The following is a 17142-nucleotide window of genomic DNA, read 5'->3' as shown; positions in this document are numbered from 1 at the left end:
GATTAAAAACGGCTAAAAAACTTTGGTCAATGTAAAATTGGAAATCACTCATTACTGTTGCCAATATTTCATAATTCAATTTAGATCGCCATACCTACTTAGCGGGATAAATGTCAATTTTTTAGAGAACGGGTTCGGCAAGTGATGCAATAGGAGCGATCGCTAACACGCCACGCTTTATAGCCGCACCAACCCGGTTTGCATCAAAGCTTGGGTGGTGATGCCTACACCCAAAAGGGCAATGACTAATGCACTCACCGCAGGCAAAATCCTCACAATCCGCATCTGAATCGGTAGCCGATCGAAGAAGCGCTTGCTGTAAACAAGTAGCAATCCCAACCCAGTTAGCACCCCTGCGAGTCCTAAACTAAATGTCAACACCAGCATCAGTCCAAAGCCGATCCGTCCCAGTGCGATCGCGCTTAGCAGCAAAACCAAGGCTGAAGGACACGGCACCAAACCGCCTGAAATACCTAGGGCAAGCAGGTTACGCCAGGTAACGGGCGATCCATCCGCGCCAGGGGGTAAGTGTGAGTGGTCGTGGTGGGAATGCTCGCCGTGGTGATGAGGTTCGTGAGGGTGGTCGTGGTGATGAGGTTCGTGGTGATGAGAATGGTCGTGGTGATGAGGTTTGTGGTGATGAGAATCGTGGCTGTGATGACTGTGGGAATGGCTCTGGGAAGCTGAAAAGCTAGGATGCTGATGTGCAGTCGCTGATTTGTCGCTTTGATGACTCCGCAGGCGGTTGATGAACAAATTGAGACCAATCGCCACCACCATCAAACCGGAGAGGACACTGAGCCAGGGATATAACTGATCGGGCAGGATGTACTGTGAGGCGAACAGCGCGATCGCACCCAAGGCAAACACGCCGGTAGTATGGGCGATTGTCGTCGCTAACCCTAAAAATAGGGCGTGTTTGGGGGTAGCATGGGAACCCACCAAGTACGCTCCCACAATCGTCTTGCCGTGACCGGGAGAGAGGGCGTGCATTGCACCCCACGCAAATGAGCCAGCGATCGCAATCAGCAAGCTTCCCCCACTCAGCCACGCCAAACCAGGCGGCATTAATGAAAATGTCTGGTTTGTGGGGCTGAAGATAAAGTTTTGCACCTGTCCGGAATGCAGAATCGTTGCAAGGCAAGTGGCGGTTGGCACTCCAGGCAGAAATAGATTGTAGTGAATTTGGAGTCCTTGAACCGGCTGAGACCAGTTGTAGGTCAGCTGTAAGCTGCTGTGGGTGCCCGTAGTAACTTTCAAGTTTGGCGGTAGGGCGCTGGTTTCGGATGCGTTAATGGTGAGGGTAGCTTTTTGCTTCTGGTTATCGCTGAGGCGGATGCGATCGCTTAAGAATGTCTGCAACTGAGTTTGATGAGTGCGGACTTCATCGGGTGACAGCTGACTATCCTGGTTGTCATCTGCAAATGCCATCAACCCTGTGGGAAAGGTGAGTGTCATTTGAGTTTCAGTCTCGCCCACCATAATCTCCGCTACTGACAAATCAGCCCAGTGAGAGTAACTGGGGGTAGCAGCAGCGAACCAAAGTAATATCGCTCCCAAAAACGACAGCAGGCTCAGCGTGCCGTATCGATGCCACTTTGCGTTCATTGATTCACCTCGATTGCAGAATTTGAGTTAAGTCTTTGCGATCGCTGTGTCTGTTCGTCAAAAGTCGGGTCGATTTCTTCAGCTTTTTGGAAATAAGCGATCGCTTGGGAATTATTCCCCAATGCCTGCTCGATTGTGCCTGCGCGAGCAAAAATTCCCGCATCACGAGTGCCTCGCCCTAGCGCTTCGGCAACGACCTGCTGAGCTTCCCGCCAGCGTTCCGAACGGCAAAGCGCCCAAGCTAGAGTATCCAGTGTCTCTGCATCGCGGCGGATAGCGACTTCTGCCTGCATTAGGGAAAGCGCTTCCGCGAAGTCCTCGGAACGCCCCCGTTCCAGTAACAGGCGTGCCAGTTCGCGCCTATGTCCAAAAGAAGTGATATTTTGATGCTGGCGGATTAACGCTTCGGCTTTGTCCCATAACTCCTGAGCGCCTGACTGGTCGCCCTGCAAATGCTTCACCCGTGCCATGCCCTGCAAGGCAACGTGATCGAACACATTCTGGTAGGTTGGGGAAACAAAGACCTGGGAGTAATGACGCTCCGCGGCTCGATACTGTCCGAGTCGAGTCTCTAATTCTGCCAGATTGACTAATGCCAAGGGATATCGCGGCAGGATGCGTAAAACTTCCTGGTAAAGTTCTTTGGCAAGTTGATGGTTGCCCCGCTGGAAGTAAAACCGACCCAGCAACGTCCGCGTCCAAGCCGAACTGCCTGTCTCGCCCGGTTCTTCAGCAGCTAGAGCTTGCTGGAAATCTTGAATAGCTGCTGCATCTTGACCTTGTGCAACTTTTACCAAAGCCCTAAGTGTCAAGGAGCCTAACGTGGGAATTTTATCTACTAAAGCATTCGCGACGCGGTTGGCTTCATCCACCTTGCCCATTGCCAAGTTTGATGTAACCAGCAGCGAGAGTGCATCTTCATTTCCAGACTCGGTTTGCAGTACCTGTTTTGCCAAGCGAATCGCTTCTGTGAAGTCATGTTTCGCTTCCGCAATCCGAGCCAGCACCAAAATGGCACCTTGATTATCAAAGGATAAATTAGCGAGCGATCGCTTTGCCGACTGCTCTGCCATGAGATACCAATTAGCATCCCCCGTCGCCCGAGCCATCTTCAGATAGGCTTTGGCTAAGGCGGTTCGATCTAATCCGTCCCCTGGATTTCGCCGAATCCGTTCCTGATAGAAAGCAATTTCCCCTCCCAAAGCGGCGGTGATATTGTCTGAGGGTGATTGGGAAAAGGGATAACGATAAGGAGCGTCGAGTTCAGCACTGGGATTCCACAAACGCCACCCTCCCAAAACTCCGGCAATCGGTAGCGCCACCAAGAGCGGTATCCACCAACGCTTCAGCACAAGACGCCCACTCAACCCACCTTTCAAGTTTTCGGATTTGTAATACTCAGCACGTTTCATGCTTCTGTCTCTAAGCTCGGTTAACCTCTCCCCCAACCCATCCCTTAGTAGGGGACGGGTTTTCAGTGATTCCCCCTCCCCCGTAAAAAAGATTGATTGGGCTTCCCTCTCCTCTTGGGAGAGGGTTAGGGAGAGGTGAGAAGGAGGTTAGATTTTCATCACTGATAATGTACGCAGTTCATCACTCCTGACCTAGTTGGGTAAAGCCAAATAGGGGAATGCGGGTTGTAACGGCTTGTGTCCTTGTGCTGGATTACCAGGTGCGCCGTCGTAGGACACGTTATCACTCGTAACCTTCCCCTCGGTGACGACGCTTAAGGTGATGTCGATGACATCATCTTTTATCAAGCGACCCCGAATCGGACTACCTTTGGCATTCAGGGCGTTGGCGTATCCGCTGGGTCCCCTGGTGTCGATTCGCATCACGTCTGGTAGAAAGGCACCCAACAAGGCGTTCGCTCGTTGCTCGGTATTCCCAAAAGCTAACAGCGTCTTTTTCGCTTCCCCGACGATTGGCCCAGCGATATTCGCAGCCGGTTGTTGACCCGCCAGAGCAGCAGCTTCAAAACCAGGACTAACGGTGTTTAGGGCGTTCAGGAAGTCGTTTGTGACGACTAGACCCTCGTTGATCGCCGGTCGAGCTAGTCGCTCAAACTGAGTAAATTTGCCGTTTGCTCCGGGCACTGAAATGGTTTCCCAGACATCAAAAGTCGTTGCGGAGGTTGAGCCTTGTAAGAATTTAATCGGTACCCGGACTGCGATCGCGTTGACGTTGTATCCTTTGGTAAAATCAACAGCCTGTTCGGGCGGACGGAACCCAGAAACTGCGGGACCGATGCCAAGAAAAGCAGCGCGAACCCGAAAATATTGCTCAACGTCGAAGAAGAATGGATCTTCCCGGAGTCCCGCAAATACGGCTAAGTTAGCGCCACCGCCGGATACCTGATTAACGATTGGCGGCGCACTGGGGTTGGGATTCAGCGGGGTGGTGCGGAGGTTCTTGGTTTGGAGAACAATTGCACCGTCCCGGATAGCGGTCATCGTGATGGTTTGTTGGCGATTCGCATCCGGTGGGCTAAAGGTGAATTGTAGAACTACATCTTCCTTACCCGTGGGAGTGGCATCATTATTCCCCACCCGCGACACTTTGAACTCGTACTTCGCTCTGGTACTGAAGTAATACTGCTGACGCGCTAGCGATCGCGGGTTCGTATTCATAATCAAGACCAGATCGTTTTGAGACGCATTCGGGTTCTGATCTTTTTCCCGGAATACAAACAGGTCAGTTAAATTAAGGTTGCGTCCCTTGGCATCTACCTCACCATCATCATGGTCAGAAGCTTTGAGATAGAGAGGTGTCATCCCAGCGATCAAAGCTAATCCTAAAACAAGTACGCCCAAACCGATTGGGTTTCTTAAACCAAAGCGACGCGAAGGTTTTTTGGGGGAAGTCGCAATTTTGTTGAGAGGAGCCGCAGTTTCTTTCACAGGAACACAAGTTTTTTGCTTCATTTCAGTTTTTCCTAAAGATGTATCCATTCAGTCACTTAATTGGCGCGGAATGGGGAGGTTTATCTTCTTTTGAATTGCTAGGCTTCAAAGAAGTACGGCTCAGAGCTGGTTATGGATTCTTCCGAAAGTTAAAAATCAATCTTTAACTTGTTTTGGCAATTCTATTACCACTAAATTTTCGCTCTTTCCCTAACCTCTGCATTGAGGAAATCGCAATTATCAAAAATACAGTGATAAAACAAATCCCTGTTGGTTTATTGGCGTCCCACCAACAAAGGCACGATTGCACCTTTCCTCAATAACCAACCAGAAAATGCTGGGAACTCAGCTAGTGATTTTTTGTTTTTTTCTATTGTTTTTCACATGAGAAACTGCGCCTAAAGTACCCAAAGCTAAAATGCCTAATGTTCCAGAGGGTTCGGGAATGCTTGCCGTGCTACTTTCAGAGCTAGTTGTAACTCCGGTTAGTGCGATCGCGTATCTTCCAGTAGTAGCGCTCTTACCTGTAAAGCCGCTCAAGGAAAGGTTTCCACCCGAACCCATCGGTTCTAGAGTTCCATCCGCTCCAGCCGAGAAAATTTTCCCAGATGCACTTACAGGATCGTAACCAGAGCTAGCAATCGCTAAATAGTAAATACCAGATTGAGCGGGAGAAAACCCACCTGAGGATAAAACTGATTGTGAATTTAAGCCGGGGATATCGTCATTTCCATAAATGCCCTTACCAGCCGCATCAAACAAGAATAACTGCGGATCTTCAAGCAGCTCGGTCGGGGTACCTAAAACATTATCAACTGGGAGTCCTACCAGCGTATCTAGGTTAATTGTTGTCGCCGAGAATGTCTGTCCTCCGGTCAGAAAAATTTGGAATAAGTCAGCATCATTATCAGAAAGTGTCCCAGTAATAAACTCTAGTATTTGCGACCCTGATGGGATAATTTTTGCTGTATTTAGAGTCTTCCCAGCATCACTTTTCTCTGTGAATGTGGCAGCTTGGGCATAAGCTGATGATAACCCTGTAACCAGTACCGATATGGCGGTTATCTGCGCTAGTTTTTTCATTGGCGGCTTCTACCTCAGTGGAATCGGAAGGATTCCCTTTTTGATTTCTTGACTAAAAAAGATACGGCGATGGATTGGTTATGGATTGTTTTACAGCTCAATATATGTCTCAAGATAGAGAATGAAACTAGAAGCGCGAGTCAAAGAAAAGCAAAATCCAGCAGGCATTTCTTGCTCTTGGTTCTGAAAAACGCCTTAGATATTTCTGTTGAGCCTGTAACTTGACTCATCTGTAAATTTGCTTTAAAAATCTATCTCGTGATAGATACAAACAAATAATTGGGTAGCAAGATTAGTGAAAAATGGGGAACACATTTGCCCAATTGAAAAGAAAGCGATCGCAAGTGCAACACTCACATCACCCGCCGTTGCATAACACCGATGAGCGATCGCCCCTGCTATCAGAGAGTCGTGGGATGTCAGATGGATAATTGTTACAGTGGTTAAAATCTGGTGTAACTATCGTCGCGTACTCTCATTTTGTCCCGTAAAAAATCCCGCAATCAAATCCAAAGCAGCCAAAAGGCGCATCCCCTCAAGCGTCTGATTGACTATGGACGCAACTATCGTGCCCAAATTTGGCAGGCGACTGTTTGCTCAATTCTCAATAAAATTTTTGACTTAGCCCCACCCGCCTTGATCGGTGCAGCGGTGGATGTGGTGGTGAAGCAACAAGACTCGCTAATTGCACAATTTGGCGTCAAAGATGTTTTTTGGCAACTCCTGATCCTAAGCTTCCTCAGCTTCATTATCTGGGGACTGGAATCTATCTTTGAGTACGCCTATGCCCTGCTTTGGCGCAATCTAGCCCAGAATATTGAACACGACTTGCGCCTCGATGCCTACAGCCATATCCAAGAGCTGGAACTGGCTTATTTTGAAGAGCGCAGCACTGGCGGTTTGATGTCTATCCTGAATGACGATATCAATCAGCTGGAACGCTTTTTGGATCGAGGAGCGAATGAAATCCTCCAAGTAGCGACGACGGTTGTAATTATTGGCGGTGCCTTCTTTATTCTGGCTCCCAGTGTGGCTTGGATGGCGATGCTGCCGATGCCGTTTATTCTGTGGGGTTCGATTGTCTTTCAACATCGCCTTGCTCCCCGCTATGCCGAGATTCGAGAAAAAGTCAGTCTGCTCAACAGCCGCCTCTCGAATAATTTGAGCGGGATGACGACGATTAAAAGCTTTGTCACGGAAGACTATGAAGCGAACAGGATGGCAGTCGAAAGTGAAGCTTATCGACAAAGTAACCGGAGAGCGATCGCCCTCTCGTCAGCTTTTGTCCCCTTGATTCGCATCATTATTTTAATCGGGTTCACGGCAACGCTGTTAATCGGCGGGATGGACGCAGCTGCTGGCAGATTGTCTGTGGGTACTTACAGTGTATTGGTATTCCTAACCCAGCGGTTGCTCTGGCCTTTGACGAGATTGGGAGAAACGCTCGATCAATATCAACGGGCAATGGCTTCTACAAATCGGGTGATGAATCTGCTGGATACACCGATTGCGATTCATTCGGGACACATTTCCTTACCCGTCGCTTCAGTGCGGGGTGAAATGGAATTAAAAGATGTCACTTTTGCCTACAATGGGCGAAATCCAGTCATTCAAAATCTCTCTTTACATATTCCCGCAGGTAAAACAATCGCCATTGTCGGTTCTACTGGATCGGGGAAGAGTACCTTAGTGAAACTGTTACTGAGGTTGTACGAAATTCAGTCGGGAACGGTGACATTGGATGGGATTGAATTACGCGATTTGAAATTAAGAGATTTGCGTTCCTGTATTGGTTTAGTCAGTCAGGATGTCTTCTTATTTCACGGCACGGTGAAAGAAAATATCGCCTACGGCAGTCCTGATGCAACTGAAGCTGAGGTAATCGAAGCGGCTAAAATTGCCGAGGCTCAAGACTTTATCTTGCAACTTCCCCAAGGTTACGACACGATTGTAGGTGAGCGGGGACAAAAGTTGTCAGGTGGGCAAAGACAGCGGATAGCGATCGCGCGTGCCGTTTTGAAAGATCCGCCGATTCTGATTCTGGATGAAGCCACCTCCGCCGTAGACAATGAGACAGAAGCAGCCATTCAGCGATCGCTCGAACGAATTACCGTCAATCGCACCACGATAGCGATCGCTCATCGCCTCTCCACCGTCCGCAATGCTGATTGTATCTATGTGATGGAACAAGGCTTCTTAGTAGAGCAAGGACGACACGAACAACTATTAGAAGACCAAGGAATTTATGCCAGCCTTTGGAAAGTGCAGACAGGCATCAAAAACGGCAAAAATTAGCAATTAGATTTAAAATAAATGGCACTAAATTAAGCTGTCTGCTGGGTTTCACTATCGTTCAACCCAACGCTCTACAGCGGTTGCTAAACATCCAAAACTCGGATGAGCCGCCGGTGCTAATTAAACCTAGCACCGAGACTTTTTAGGTTTCTGCGCTGCTGCTCCGTTAACCCAATTCCTTTTCCAAAATTGCAATCTTCTACCACCGCACCTGACCATATTGTCTCATTAAGAGTTGCACCCCTCAAATCCGCATTTCTCAAATCTGCTCCAGTGAAATTGGCAAATAAAAGGTCGGCTTCTAATAAACTGCTTCCCCTCAAATTTGCCCCCGATAAATCACCCCGGATAAAGTTAACGCCATCTAACTTCAAGTTAGATAAATCCGCTCCCCTAAGATTCGGGAACTTCACGCGACTTGTATCTCTAAAAAAATGCATTACGCAAGCTACATTTGCTTCTGTTAATGGCATTTTAGTTAAAAAATCAGCATAACGCGCTATCCCCAAGTCTTTGAGACTCTGCAAACGTTTTTGGGGATTTTGTGCCAGAAATTGAGTGCAAATAAAAAGAAGGTCTTGCGTTGGGGAGTTCAGCATGGCTTCAGATAAAGGAATCTTAAAATTAAACATCTCTGACTTTAGGCAGACAGTTCCACTAACTTTAGGATGATTCCAGAAAAGAAATTTTCCTTCTCACGGTATAAGATGCAGCGGATTCCTCGTGCAAAAATTAGAAATATGAACACACTTGAACGTCTCGAAAATCTCAACCACATCCGCAGACTTAGCCGCCTGATGGATAATGCAATCCGAATCCCAGGCATCGGCTTTCGTATTGGTTTAGACCCAATTATTGGTCTGATTCCAGGTGCCGGAGATATCATCAGCACCGGGTTTTCGGCTTACATCATCTATTTAGCCGCCCGCTTCGGCTTACCGCGTGAAATCCTACAAAAGATGATATTTAATATTGCCTTAGAAGCCACAGTCGGCTCGGTGCCTTTGGTGGGAGACTTGTTCGATGCATACTACAAGTCAAATATCCGTAACTTGGCGCTTTTAGAGCAACATCTTCAGGTGGCTGAACCCGAACTGAATGAAGTTACCCCTCTTCAGACTGTAACGAGCATAAATTGATAGTAACGAAGCCGGAAGGAAGCGCTTCCTTCCGGCTAAAAAGCCATTTAGACTATCGTTCAATCTTGACAGAAAGAATTTTGTCTCCCTGACGAATCGCATTGACTACATTCATGTCTTCAGTTTTACCAAAAACTGTGTGTTGTCCGTCTAAATGAGGTTGAGGAGCGTGACAGATAAAGAATTGACTTCCACCCGTATTGCGCCCTGCATGAGCCATTGATAGACTTCCTGCCTGATGCTTATTGGGGTTAATTTCACAGTTGATTTTGTAACCTGGACCACCTGTTCCCGTTCCCTGCGGACAGCCGCCCTGAATCATAAAGTTAGGGATGACTCGGTGGAAATTAAGACCGTCGTAAAACCCTTTTTCAGATAAGTCAACAAAATTTTTCACCGTGTTCGGTGCATCTTTGTCAAACAGCTCCAAATTGATTGTGCCTTTGTCGGTTTCCATAATCGCGCGAGTCATAGTTTCTCCTTTTCTAATCCCTTCGGATGATTGATTGATGTGGCTAGGAATATGCCACAAACAAACTATATTAGAACAAAAACACTCTATCTTTACTTTATCTAATTTTAAAACTGTAATCCTTTGACGCTGCTACAGATTTACTGTTCTGACGCATCTAGCTCGAAGCATATAGCACAAGTGGTACGCTCTATGCGAGTGTCACCTAGCCATCAAAAGCTTTTGTATAATAAGTTTATTTATCACCTGCTTAGGTAGCTTAGGGTCATGGTAGGCACTGGAACCAAGCTCACACTACAAGACTTTCTGGCTTTGCCAGAAGGGGATGTAATCTATGAATTTATAGATGGTCAGGTAGTGCCTAAAGTGTCTCCAAAATACTTTCATTCAACTGTACAGTTTGCTTTGATGGTTCTGATTCGTGCCTGGTGCAAAGGGCGTGGACGAGTTGTTCAAGAGTGGGCGGTGCTGTTGAAACGGAATGGTCAGGATTGGGCACCTGTACCTGATGTAACGTACATCTCTTCTGAACGGCTACCCGCTAGTTGGAAGCGTAACGAAGCCTGTCCTGTGGCTCCTGAACTGGCAATTGAGATAATGTCTCCAGACCAAACTATAAAAGAATTTGAAGACAAGGCTAAGGACTACTTTGATACTGGGGTGTTACGAGTTTGGATTGTAGATCCTGAAGCCATAAGTATTAGAGTTTTTTCTCCAGATAAAACAAGTCAACTCTACACTGATAGCGCACCAATTATAGATTCATTATTTCCTGGATTGGAAATCACACCAAAACAAGTTTTTGAAGAAGCAGAAGTACTTTAATTTTAAGTAGCGATCGCTAAACTAAGAAATATTGCTTATTTCGGGCTTTGCCACCAGTCTTTTAAATAGCGCTGAAGCTGCCTCAATACTTTGGTTATCCTCTAAAAATCTGAAAGCAGAAGCAGCTAAATAAGACGGATTTTGCTCAAAAGCAATCCAACGCCGTCGCAAAGCCTCAGCCGCCGCGCCAGTCGTATTCGATCCAGCAAAAATATCGAGGACTGTATCTCCTGGATCGGTGAGGAAGTTAATAAAAAACCTCGGCAGTTTTTGCGGAAACCGCGCCGGATGTGCAGCAATTCCAACGGCTTTGCAAAGTTGAATGTATCGAGAATTGCTTTCACTATTAGGAATTTGCAACAAGTTAGAGGGAATGGCACCGCCGTTATTAGTAGCAAAACCCGATCCAATATCGTGACCTGAAGGACGTGCTTTGGGTTTATAGTATTTTTCAGGATTCTCGTGTAGCTTTTTCATTCGTTCCGAATAAGGAACAAGTACGTTACTCACATTCGCTTTAGGATAGTCAGTTTTTGACAACCACCAGACAGTATTGACAGAATCCTTCGCGCGGATCTTACGTTTATTCACCCATTCAATCGGCGAAGGTAACTTAGAAGGGTTGTGCCAAAAAAACTCCTCAGCTAAGCGAAAATCTAGCTGATCGCAGAGTTTAATTAAAATCCGGTAATTGTAGAGCGATCGCACTGGACGTTTACTTTGATAAGCACCACCCAGATCGATGACAAAACTTCCCTGCGGTGATAATACGCGATGCACTTTTCGACAGAAGGCAAATAGCCAATCGATATAGGCTTCTTGCTCAACATTTCCATAACTTTTTTCGCGTAGCAAAGCAAATGGAGGAGAGGTCATTACTAGATCGATTGAGTCAGATTCAAGGCAGTCTAGCAATTCAAGCGAATCACCAATATAGGCAGCGCCGTAATTTGTAGCGTACAAAGGTTTCTTTAGATTCATCGCTGCCATTTTTCACGAATACTTTCAAAACAAATTGTATAATTAAATCAATTATCAGCAAATACAAGCTCTTTATAGCTTGTATTACGTTATAAATAACATAGGCGTAAAGTAAGAGGTCACAATATGAACAGAGATAATCCAAAAAAGGGAAATAATCAGGAGAAAAATATTGCCTCTCCTTCACCTAGCGAACCAAAACAGGTTCCTCACACGATTGATATAGATGGGAAGCGTCCAATCGCGCCAGATAATATTCAGATTGAAGACACTCTTGACGTAGATGGACACCGACCGATTACCTCTAGTAATCTTCAGTTTGAGGACACCCTTGACGTAGATGGACACCGACCGATTGATCCAAGCGATATTCAGGTTCGTGAAACCGTGGACATTGATGGAAAGCGCCCAATTACTTCAAATGATTTTCAAGTTCAGGGCACTGTTGACGTAGATGGGCACCGTCCAATTGGCTCTAGCAATCTTCGGATTGATGAGACAATGCATATAGCTGGAAACCGCCCAGTTGCTTCAAATAATCCGGACGATCTTGATATTACAAACGATTACATGGATTAGCCTTTATAGGCTTCTTTTTACCCTTTTCATCTACCGTGCTGCATTAAAAGCCATCTGCCAGAAATCCTGCTCTAATTCAGCCACCTTTAAAAAGGCTTCTTCGGCTTGATGCTGAACGGTTTCTGACGCAGTTTGCAGCACTTCATCTGCTTGCTGTTCCAAGAGTTTTACATATTCCGTAAAACCTGGATTTCCCCAGCGGTCGGCAAACTCAGCATAGGGATCTGGCATGACTCCTGGTAATTGCCAACCTTGATTGTAAGCAAGCTCAATTGCCCATAGTGCTGTCGCTTGAACTGGGTGTGGCATTGCCGAAAGACTGTGCATATAATCACAGTATTTTGTGCAAGTTGGTTGTTTTTGGGTATTGAGATTCAATTGTCGTTGAGAGGCTTTTGCTTTGAACCAGTTGAGTTCCTCTTTCAGTGCGACTAATCCACTCAGAATGACATCAAAATGAGCGGGCGGCGCAACTGCCAAAATTTGTGCCACCATCCGTGTGAACTCTACTACAAAAAGATAATCTTGTACCAGCCAGGTGTTAAATTGCTGCGGCTGAATGGTTCCTAATTTGCACTGCACTAGGAAAGGATGCACCGTTGCTTGGTGCCAAACTTGAGTATGTTTTTGAAGAAGTTGTTGACAGCTTAAGGTCATCTCTATTTTAGATTGTGGATTCGCAGTTTATTGAGATATTGAGTATTAATACTTAATTTTAGTAGGTTTTAGCGATCGCCTTTTTGTTTAATTTCTTAACTTTAGACCGAGCTAATTTTCAGACTTTAGAGAGAGTTATTCTCCACGGTTTTTTATCCACATTGAGTATAGAGCGTTAACGATACAACGTTACAAAACTATAAGCAAAAGTGTACTTACAACGCAACCTCTCATAGAGGTAATCTTTCGACTTTGAAGGCGTAAATACCATGTTTCAAAGTGTAAAAATGATGCTAAATTTGTCCAGCACACAATTTTGTCTTGCCAAAGTTCCAGTGGCTCCGAGTGGGATTCAAGCCGCGAATACCCCCATAAAAGAGGCAACACTTGTTTTTTCAAGCCCACAGTTTTTTGTTGCCTTGATTGCCGGAGTATTAATGGCCTTTGCTTTCCAATTTTTGTTAACTAATTTTTCTATTGCTGCTGGGATTTCATCCGCAGAGAATCCCTTAGATGCGGATGATGATGATACAGAGACTTGGGGCGAAAAAGTTCGTAGCATTGAATCTAAGGTAGGAATTTGGACATTATTGACGGTCAATATTGCCATATTCATTGCTTGTTTTCTGGCGGTGAAGCTGACTCTGATTAGCAGCGTCATTTTAGGTGCAATCACTGGCGTCGTGATTTGGTCAGCTTATTTTTTGCTGCTCCTTTGGGTGAGTTCTACGGCGGTGGGTTCCTTAGTTGGTTCGGTCGTGAACACTGCGGGTTCAGGGATGCAAGGGGTGATGGCTACAGCCAGCACTGCGCTTGGTGGGAGTGCGATAAATAGGCAGATTGTTTCTACTGCTGAAGCATCCGCCGCCGCCGTTCGCCGGGAATTGAGTTCGTCTCTCGATCCGGATAGCTTGCGAGAAACAATTAAGGATTACTTTACAGATTTGCAACTGCCAAAGCTAGACATCAATAAGGTTCGCAGCGACTTAGAAAAGTTACTTAGCGATGTTGATGTGAAATCTATTGCGGGGAATGACGTTTTACGCAATGTCAATCGCCAGACTTTTGTGGATTTAGTGAGTAGCCGCAGTGATTTCTCTAAGCAGGATGTTAATCGGATTGCGGAGCAATTGGAAGTTGTTTGGCAGAAGGTATTAGGTCAACAACAGGGAACAGAAAAACCAACGGAAACAGATCCGCAGGTTGAATTACTCAACTTTCTGAAACAAGCCGCTCCAGAGGAGTTGAAATCTAATGAGCTTTCTGCCAAGCTTTCTCAACTTGTTGGAGTTGGACAAGGCAAATCAGAGCGCAGTCATGGCAATGGCTTGATGGAACACTCCATGCAGTTGGGTGTAACTGCGTTACTGGGAGAAGTCATGAAGCGGACGGATCTCTCCGATTTAGATGTGGAAAAAATTTCCAGCCAGTTGCAACATTTGAAAGAGCAAGCAACTGAACAAGCTAAAACGGTTGGGACAAAAGTTGCCGATAAGGTGCCTGCGCCATCTTTTAGCACGATTAAGGCGGATGTAGAAAACTACTTGCTAAATTCCAAACCTTGGCACTTGAACCGAGCAACGATTAAGCAGGAATTTAGAGAAGTTATTTACGATTCGGATGCAGCTCCTGGAAAAGTTCGGCAGCAGATAGAGCAATTGAATCGGGACTATTTTGTGAGGGTGTTGGAAGCACGGGGTACTTTCACCTCCGAGCAAGTCGCGGATATTGCCGAGCAGATGGATAGTATTCGGCAGGAAGTTTTTGAAACCGTCCAGGGTGCGGAATCTCAAGAACAGTCGCAAGACCTTCGCGATCGCGTCGAACATTATCTGCACTCGACGGGGAAGGAAGAACTAAACCCAGAAGGCATTGAGCGCGATTTCAAAGCACTTCTAGAAGATCCGGATGCTGGAATTGATGCTTTAAGCGATCGCCTCTCGCAATTTGACCGCGATACTTTAGTGCAACTCCTCTCTCAACGGGAAGACTTGAGTCAAGAGGAAGCCGATCAACTCATCGGTCAGTTGGAAAGTACGCGCGATCGCGTCTTGTCTCAAGCTCAAGAATTGCAAGATCGCGCTAAATCTGAAGCCGAAGGACTGTGGCAAAGGGTAGAATCCTATCTGCGCGATACTCACAAAGAAGAACTGAATCCTGAAGACATCAAGCGAGAGTTGCAAACGCTTCTCAATGACCCTCAGGCAGGACTTGCCGCACTCCGGACGCGACTTTCTCACTTTGACCGCGATACGCTGGTGCAATTGCTCAAGGGACGCGGCGATCTGGGCGAAGAACAGATCGATGGCACAATCCATCAGATCGAATCGGTGCGAGAGACTATTCTGCACGCACCGCAACAATTAGCCGGTCAAGCGAAGGATCGCTACGACCAAGTGACGAACCAGATTGCTGAGTATCTGCGAAACACCAACCTGGAAGAACTCGATCCGCAAGGCATCCAGCAGGATTTGGCAAAACTCCTGAATGACCCGAAAGAGGGAAGTTTGGCCCTGAGAGAACGGCTGTCTCACGTCGATCGGGAAACCTTGGTGAAGCTGCTGAGTCAACGAGAAGACTTAAGCGAAGAGCAAGTCAATCGGGCAATCGATCGGGTGCAAGAGGCGATTCACAGCATTGTCAAAGCCCCGCGCCGCTTGGCAACCCGTGCCAGAGACACGGTTCGGAATTTCCAAACCGATTTGGAAGATTACCTGCGGAACACTGACAAAGAAGAACTCAACCCGGAAGGCATCAAACGCGAGTTGCAATTAATGCTCAACGATCCACAAGCCGGGTGGAAGAATATTCGCGATCGCTTCTCTCATTTCGACCGTTCTACCTTTGTTGCACTCCTATCGCAACGGGAGGATATTTCCGAGGAAGAAGCCAACCGGATTGTCGATCAAATCGAATCGGTGCGCCATCAATTTGTCGAACAAGCGCAGAATGCCCAGCATAAAGTGCAATCGGTGCTTGACGGAGTTTTTGGCAAAATTCGCAATTACTTCAACTCCCTGGAGCGTCCAGAACTCAATTACGAGGGTATTAAGCGCGACTTCCGGAAACTCTTTGACGATCCGCAAGCTGGATTTGACGCGATGCGCGATCGCCTCTCGCAATTTGACCGGGACACGTTGGTGGCGCTGTTGAGTTCCCGTGAGGATATTTCTGAAGCGGATGCCAACCGACTCATCGACCAGATTGAAGGGGTGCGCGAGAGTACGATACACCGCGCTGAACGCTTCCAGCAGGAAACGAAACGACGCATCAAAGACCTCAAGCACAAAGCGAAGCAGCAAGCTGAGGAAACCCGAAAATCCGCTGCAACCGCTGCTTGGTGGCTCTTTGGAACCGCGCTAACTTCCGTAGCAACCGCAGCGATCGCTGGAGTCATCGCTGTATCCGGTTTCGCTTTCTTTAGCTAAAGCTTTAACGATTTCCAAGCAAATTAAGCCTCCTTTTCAGGAGGCTTTTTCTTATATTTTGCATCCGGCTCAATACTTTCTCTGGAAAAGCTTGAGATTTCCCAAGTCATCGCCGCCGGTTTGTTCGATTGATCAAACCGAGAGCGGCTGCCAAGAGAGCTGAGCCGATAATTGACCAGATAATCGGGAAGGATTTCCCTCCAATATTGAGGGCAAATATCACCGGAAGATTAAACTCTTTGGCTACCCACAATCCAATGTATGCACCGATAATCCCGACAATTATCGAGAGTAGACAGCCCCCTGCCGAGTAACCCACTAACGCTTGCCCAGTGCCGCCGCAGAATGCAGCAATGACCAACAATACCAGAAACTCGATCGGCGTCATTGTTCCTCCAGTACCGGAGTGATGGAACTGCTAATAGGTTCGCACAACTGGGTGCTTTTTCAGGAAAGTTGTGAATTCAGAGCGATCGCTCTCTAAAATCTCATTCATGGCTTGCTCCGACTCCAGCCAACCGGCAACTTCCAGATTTAAACTCAAGGGGAGCGCTTTTGTACCATAGATTTATTAGCCCATCCACTTGGATAACTTATAGTCATGGTAGGCACCGGAACCAAACTCACATTACAGGAATTTCTAGCTTTACCTGAAGGAGATGTAACCTATGAGTTTGTAGATGGTCAGGCAGTGCCTAAAGTGTCTCCTAAGCTTTTTCATTCTGTACTACAGTCAGCTTTGTGGGTTCTCATTGGTGCCTGGTGTAAAGGACGAGGACGAGTTGTTCAAGAATGGGCAGTGCTGTTGAAACGTCATGGTCAAGACTGGGCACCTATACCCGATTTGACTTACATTTCTTACCAACTCCTACCCGCCAGTTGGAAGCGGAACGAAGCTTGTCCTGTGCCTCCCGAACTGGTGATTGAGATTATCTCTCCAGACCAAACCCTGAAAGGATTTGAAAATAAAGCGAAAGACTACTTTGACGCTGGTATTTTAAGAGTCTGGGTTGTAGATCCTGAAGCGATGAATATCCGGGTATTTTTCCCAGATGGATCGAGTCAAGTCTACACAGATACGATGCCCATTGTGGATACCCTGCTTCTAGGTTTGGAACTAACACCCAGACAGATTTTTGAACAAGCAGAACTGATTTAATGGTTCCACTGTT

17 protein-coding genes are annotated in these 17142 nt (G+C 46.7%); 7 read left to right on the top strand and 10 right to left on the bottom strand.

Annotated elements, in window-relative coordinates:
• Positions 1-177: 177 nt before the first annotated feature.
• The 4 genes from NDA03_RS25070 to NDA03_RS25055 all read right to left on the bottom strand — a co-directional run bounded on the left by NDA03_RS25070 (position 178) and on the right by NDA03_RS25055 (position 5594).
• Entirely contained in the window at positions 178-1608 is a 1431-nt protein-coding gene (locus NDA03_RS25070; RefSeq protein WP_348239486.1) for a sulfite exporter TauE/SafE family protein, read from the bottom strand.
• Positions 1605-3020 (bottom strand): tetratricopeptide repeat protein, encoded by a 1416-nt coding sequence (locus NDA03_RS25065; RefSeq protein ID WP_348239485.1) that lies wholly within the window; start codon positions 3018-3020, stop codon positions 1605-1607. Before NDA03_RS25065 ends, NDA03_RS25070 begins: the two co-directional genes overlap by 4 nt.
• 192 nt (positions 3021-3212) lie before the next feature.
• Entirely contained in the window at positions 3213-4532 is a 1320-nt protein-coding gene (locus NDA03_RS25060; protein WP_348239484.1) for a DUF4331 domain-containing protein, read from the bottom strand.
• Positions 4533-4856: 324 nt separating this feature from the next.
• Complete coding sequence (locus NDA03_RS25055; protein ID WP_348239483.1) at positions 4857-5594, bottom strand: DVUA0089 family protein; 738 nt, start codon at positions 5592-5594, stop codon at positions 4857-4859.
• Positions 5595-5896: 302 nt separating this feature from the next.
• Here NDA03_RS25055 and NDA03_RS25050 point away from each other — a divergent pair, with 302 nt between their 5' ends.
• Both NDA03_RS25050 and NDA03_RS25045 read left to right on the top strand, forming a co-directional pair.
• The gene (locus tag NDA03_RS25050; RefSeq protein ID WP_277879351.1) at positions 5897-6025 is read left to right on the top strand and encodes a hypothetical protein; all 129 of its coding nucleotides are present in this window, start codon (positions 5897-5899) and stop codon (positions 6023-6025) included.
• 49 nt (positions 6026-6074) lie between these two features.
• On the top strand, positions 6075-7889 hold the full coding sequence (locus NDA03_RS25045) for an ABC transporter ATP-binding protein (RefSeq protein ID WP_348239482.1): 1815 nt from the start codon (positions 6075-6077) through the stop codon (positions 7887-7889).
• 116 nt (positions 7890-8005) lie between these two features.
• On the opposite strand, the gene NDA03_RS25040 is transcribed toward NDA03_RS25045, so the two are convergent.
• On the bottom strand, positions 8006-8488 hold the full coding sequence (locus NDA03_RS25040; protein ID WP_190429368.1) for a pentapeptide repeat-containing protein: 483 nt from the start codon (positions 8486-8488) through the stop codon (positions 8006-8008).
• A gap of 141 nt (positions 8489-8629) precedes the next feature.
• On the opposite strand from NDA03_RS25040, the gene NDA03_RS25035 reads away from it, so the two are divergent.
• A complete protein-coding gene (locus tag NDA03_RS25035; protein ID WP_190411506.1) occupies positions 8630-9028 on the top strand; it encodes a DUF4112 domain-containing protein in 399 nt (132 codons plus the stop codon).
• 52 nt (positions 9029-9080) lie between these two features.
• Here the strand turns inward: NDA03_RS25035 and NDA03_RS25030 are convergent, their stop codons facing one another.
• Entirely contained in the window at positions 9081-9500 is a 420-nt protein-coding gene (locus NDA03_RS25030) for a peptidylprolyl isomerase (RefSeq protein WP_190411505.1), read from the bottom strand.
• 267 nt (positions 9501-9767) lie between these two features.
• On the opposite strand from NDA03_RS25030, the gene NDA03_RS25025 reads away from it, so the two are divergent.
• Positions 9768-10325: a Uma2 family endonuclease gene (locus NDA03_RS25025; protein ID WP_348239481.1), complete on the top strand. Its 558-nt coding sequence runs from the start codon at positions 9768-9770 to the stop codon at positions 10323-10325.
• 21 nt (positions 10326-10346) lie between these two features.
• Here NDA03_RS25025 and NDA03_RS25020 read toward each other — a convergent pair whose 3' ends face one another.
• A complete protein-coding gene (locus tag NDA03_RS25020) occupies positions 10347-11306 on the bottom strand; it encodes a site-specific DNA-methyltransferase (RefSeq protein ID WP_348239480.1) in 960 nt (319 codons plus the stop codon).
• A 126-nt stretch (positions 11307-11432) separates the two neighbouring features.
• Here NDA03_RS25020 and NDA03_RS25015 point away from each other — a divergent pair, with 126 nt between their 5' ends.
• Positions 11433-11885 (top strand): hypothetical protein, encoded by a 453-nt coding sequence (locus NDA03_RS25015; RefSeq protein ID WP_348233281.1) that lies wholly within the window; start codon positions 11433-11435, stop codon positions 11883-11885.
• Between the two features lie 30 nt (positions 11886-11915).
• Here NDA03_RS25015 and NDA03_RS25010 read toward each other — a convergent pair whose 3' ends face one another.
• Positions 11916-12542, bottom strand: a complete 627-nt coding sequence (locus tag NDA03_RS25010) for a TenA family transcriptional regulator (RefSeq protein WP_348233282.1) — start codon at positions 12540-12542, stop codon at positions 11916-11918.
• Between the two features lie 269 nt (positions 12543-12811).
• Here NDA03_RS25010 and NDA03_RS25005 point away from each other — a divergent pair, with 269 nt between their 5' ends.
• Complete coding sequence (locus NDA03_RS25005; RefSeq protein ID WP_348239479.1) at positions 12812-15970, top strand: MFS transporter; 3159 nt, start codon at positions 12812-12814, stop codon at positions 15968-15970.
• Positions 15971-16076: 106 nt separating this feature from the next.
• Here NDA03_RS25005 and NDA03_RS25000 read toward each other — a convergent pair whose 3' ends face one another.
• Positions 16077-16358 carry a hypothetical protein gene (locus NDA03_RS25000; RefSeq protein WP_190429356.1) on the bottom strand — a complete coding sequence of 94 codons (282 nt, stop codon included), beginning with the start codon at positions 16356-16358 and terminating at the stop codon, positions 16077-16079.
• A 30-nt stretch (positions 16359-16388) separates the two neighbouring features.
• Positions 16389-16514, bottom strand: a complete 126-nt coding sequence (locus NDA03_RS24995; protein WP_348239478.1) for a hypothetical protein — start codon at positions 16512-16514, stop codon at positions 16389-16391.
• A gap of 57 nt (positions 16515-16571) precedes the next feature.
• Between NDA03_RS24995 and NDA03_RS24990 the strand changes: the two genes are divergently transcribed.
• Positions 16572-17129: a Uma2 family endonuclease gene (locus tag NDA03_RS24990; protein WP_348239477.1), complete on the top strand. Its 558-nt coding sequence runs from the start codon at positions 16572-16574 to the stop codon at positions 17127-17129.
• Positions 17130-17142 lie beyond the last annotated feature (13 nt).

Source organism: Trichocoleus sp. Lan (assembly GCF_039961855.1).
GTDB lineage: Bacteria > Cyanobacteriota > Cyanobacteriia > Cyanobacteriales > FACHB-T130 > FACHB-T130.
Note: the sequence above shows the minus strand (reverse complement) of the source record. Positions and strands in the feature narration are given on the sequence as shown.

Bases quoted from the DNA above. Each gene is read 5' to 3' on its own strand.
- NDA03_RS25000 (WP_190429356.1), bottom strand. From the start codon at position 16,358: ATGACGCCGATCGAGTTTCTGGTATTGTTGGTCATTGCTGCATTCTGC.
- NDA03_RS25030 (WP_190411505.1), bottom strand. From the start codon at position 9,500: ATGACTCGCGCGATTATGGAAACCGACAAAGGCACAATCAATTTGGAG.
- NDA03_RS25015 (WP_348233281.1), top strand. From the start codon at position 11,433: ATGAACAGAGATAATCCAAAAAAGGGAAATAATCAGGAGAAAAATATT.
- NDA03_RS25050 (WP_277879351.1), top strand. From the start codon at position 5,897: ATGGGGAACACATTTGCCCAATTGAAAAGAAAGCGATCGCAAGTGCAA.
- NDA03_RS25060 (WP_348239484.1), bottom strand. From the start codon at position 4,532: ATGAAGCAAAAAACTTGTGTTCCTGTGAAAGAAACTGCGGCTCCTCTC.
- NDA03_RS25035 (WP_190411506.1), top strand. From the start codon at position 8,630: ATGAACACACTTGAACGTCTCGAAAATCTCAACCACATCCGCAGACTT.
- NDA03_RS24990 (WP_348239477.1), top strand. From the start codon at position 16,572: ATGGTAGGCACCGGAACCAAACTCACATTACAGGAATTTCTAGCTTTA.
- NDA03_RS25010 (WP_348233282.1), bottom strand. From the start codon at position 12,542: ATGACCTTAAGCTGTCAACAACTTCTTCAAAAACATACTCAAGTTTGG.
- NDA03_RS25070 (WP_348239486.1), bottom strand. From the start codon at position 1,608: ATGAACGCAAAGTGGCATCGATACGGCACGCTGAGCCTGCTGTCGTTT.
- NDA03_RS25025 (WP_348239481.1), top strand. From the start codon at position 9,768: ATGGTAGGCACTGGAACCAAGCTCACACTACAAGACTTTCTGGCTTTG.
- NDA03_RS25020 (WP_348239480.1), bottom strand. From the start codon at position 11,306: ATGAATCTAAAGAAACCTTTGTACGCTACAAATTACGGCGCTGCCTAT.
- NDA03_RS25005 (WP_348239479.1), top strand. From the start codon at position 12,812: ATGTTTCAAAGTGTAAAAATGATGCTAAATTTGTCCAGCACACAATTT.
- NDA03_RS25040 (WP_190429368.1), bottom strand. From the start codon at position 8,488: ATGCTGAACTCCCCAACGCAAGACCTTCTTTTTATTTGCACTCAATTT.
- NDA03_RS25055 (WP_348239483.1), bottom strand. From the start codon at position 5,594: ATGAAAAAACTAGCGCAGATAACCGCCATATCGGTACTGGTTACAGGG.
- NDA03_RS25065 (WP_348239485.1), bottom strand. From the start codon at position 3,020: ATGAAACGTGCTGAGTATTACAAATCCGAAAACTTGAAAGGTGGGTTG.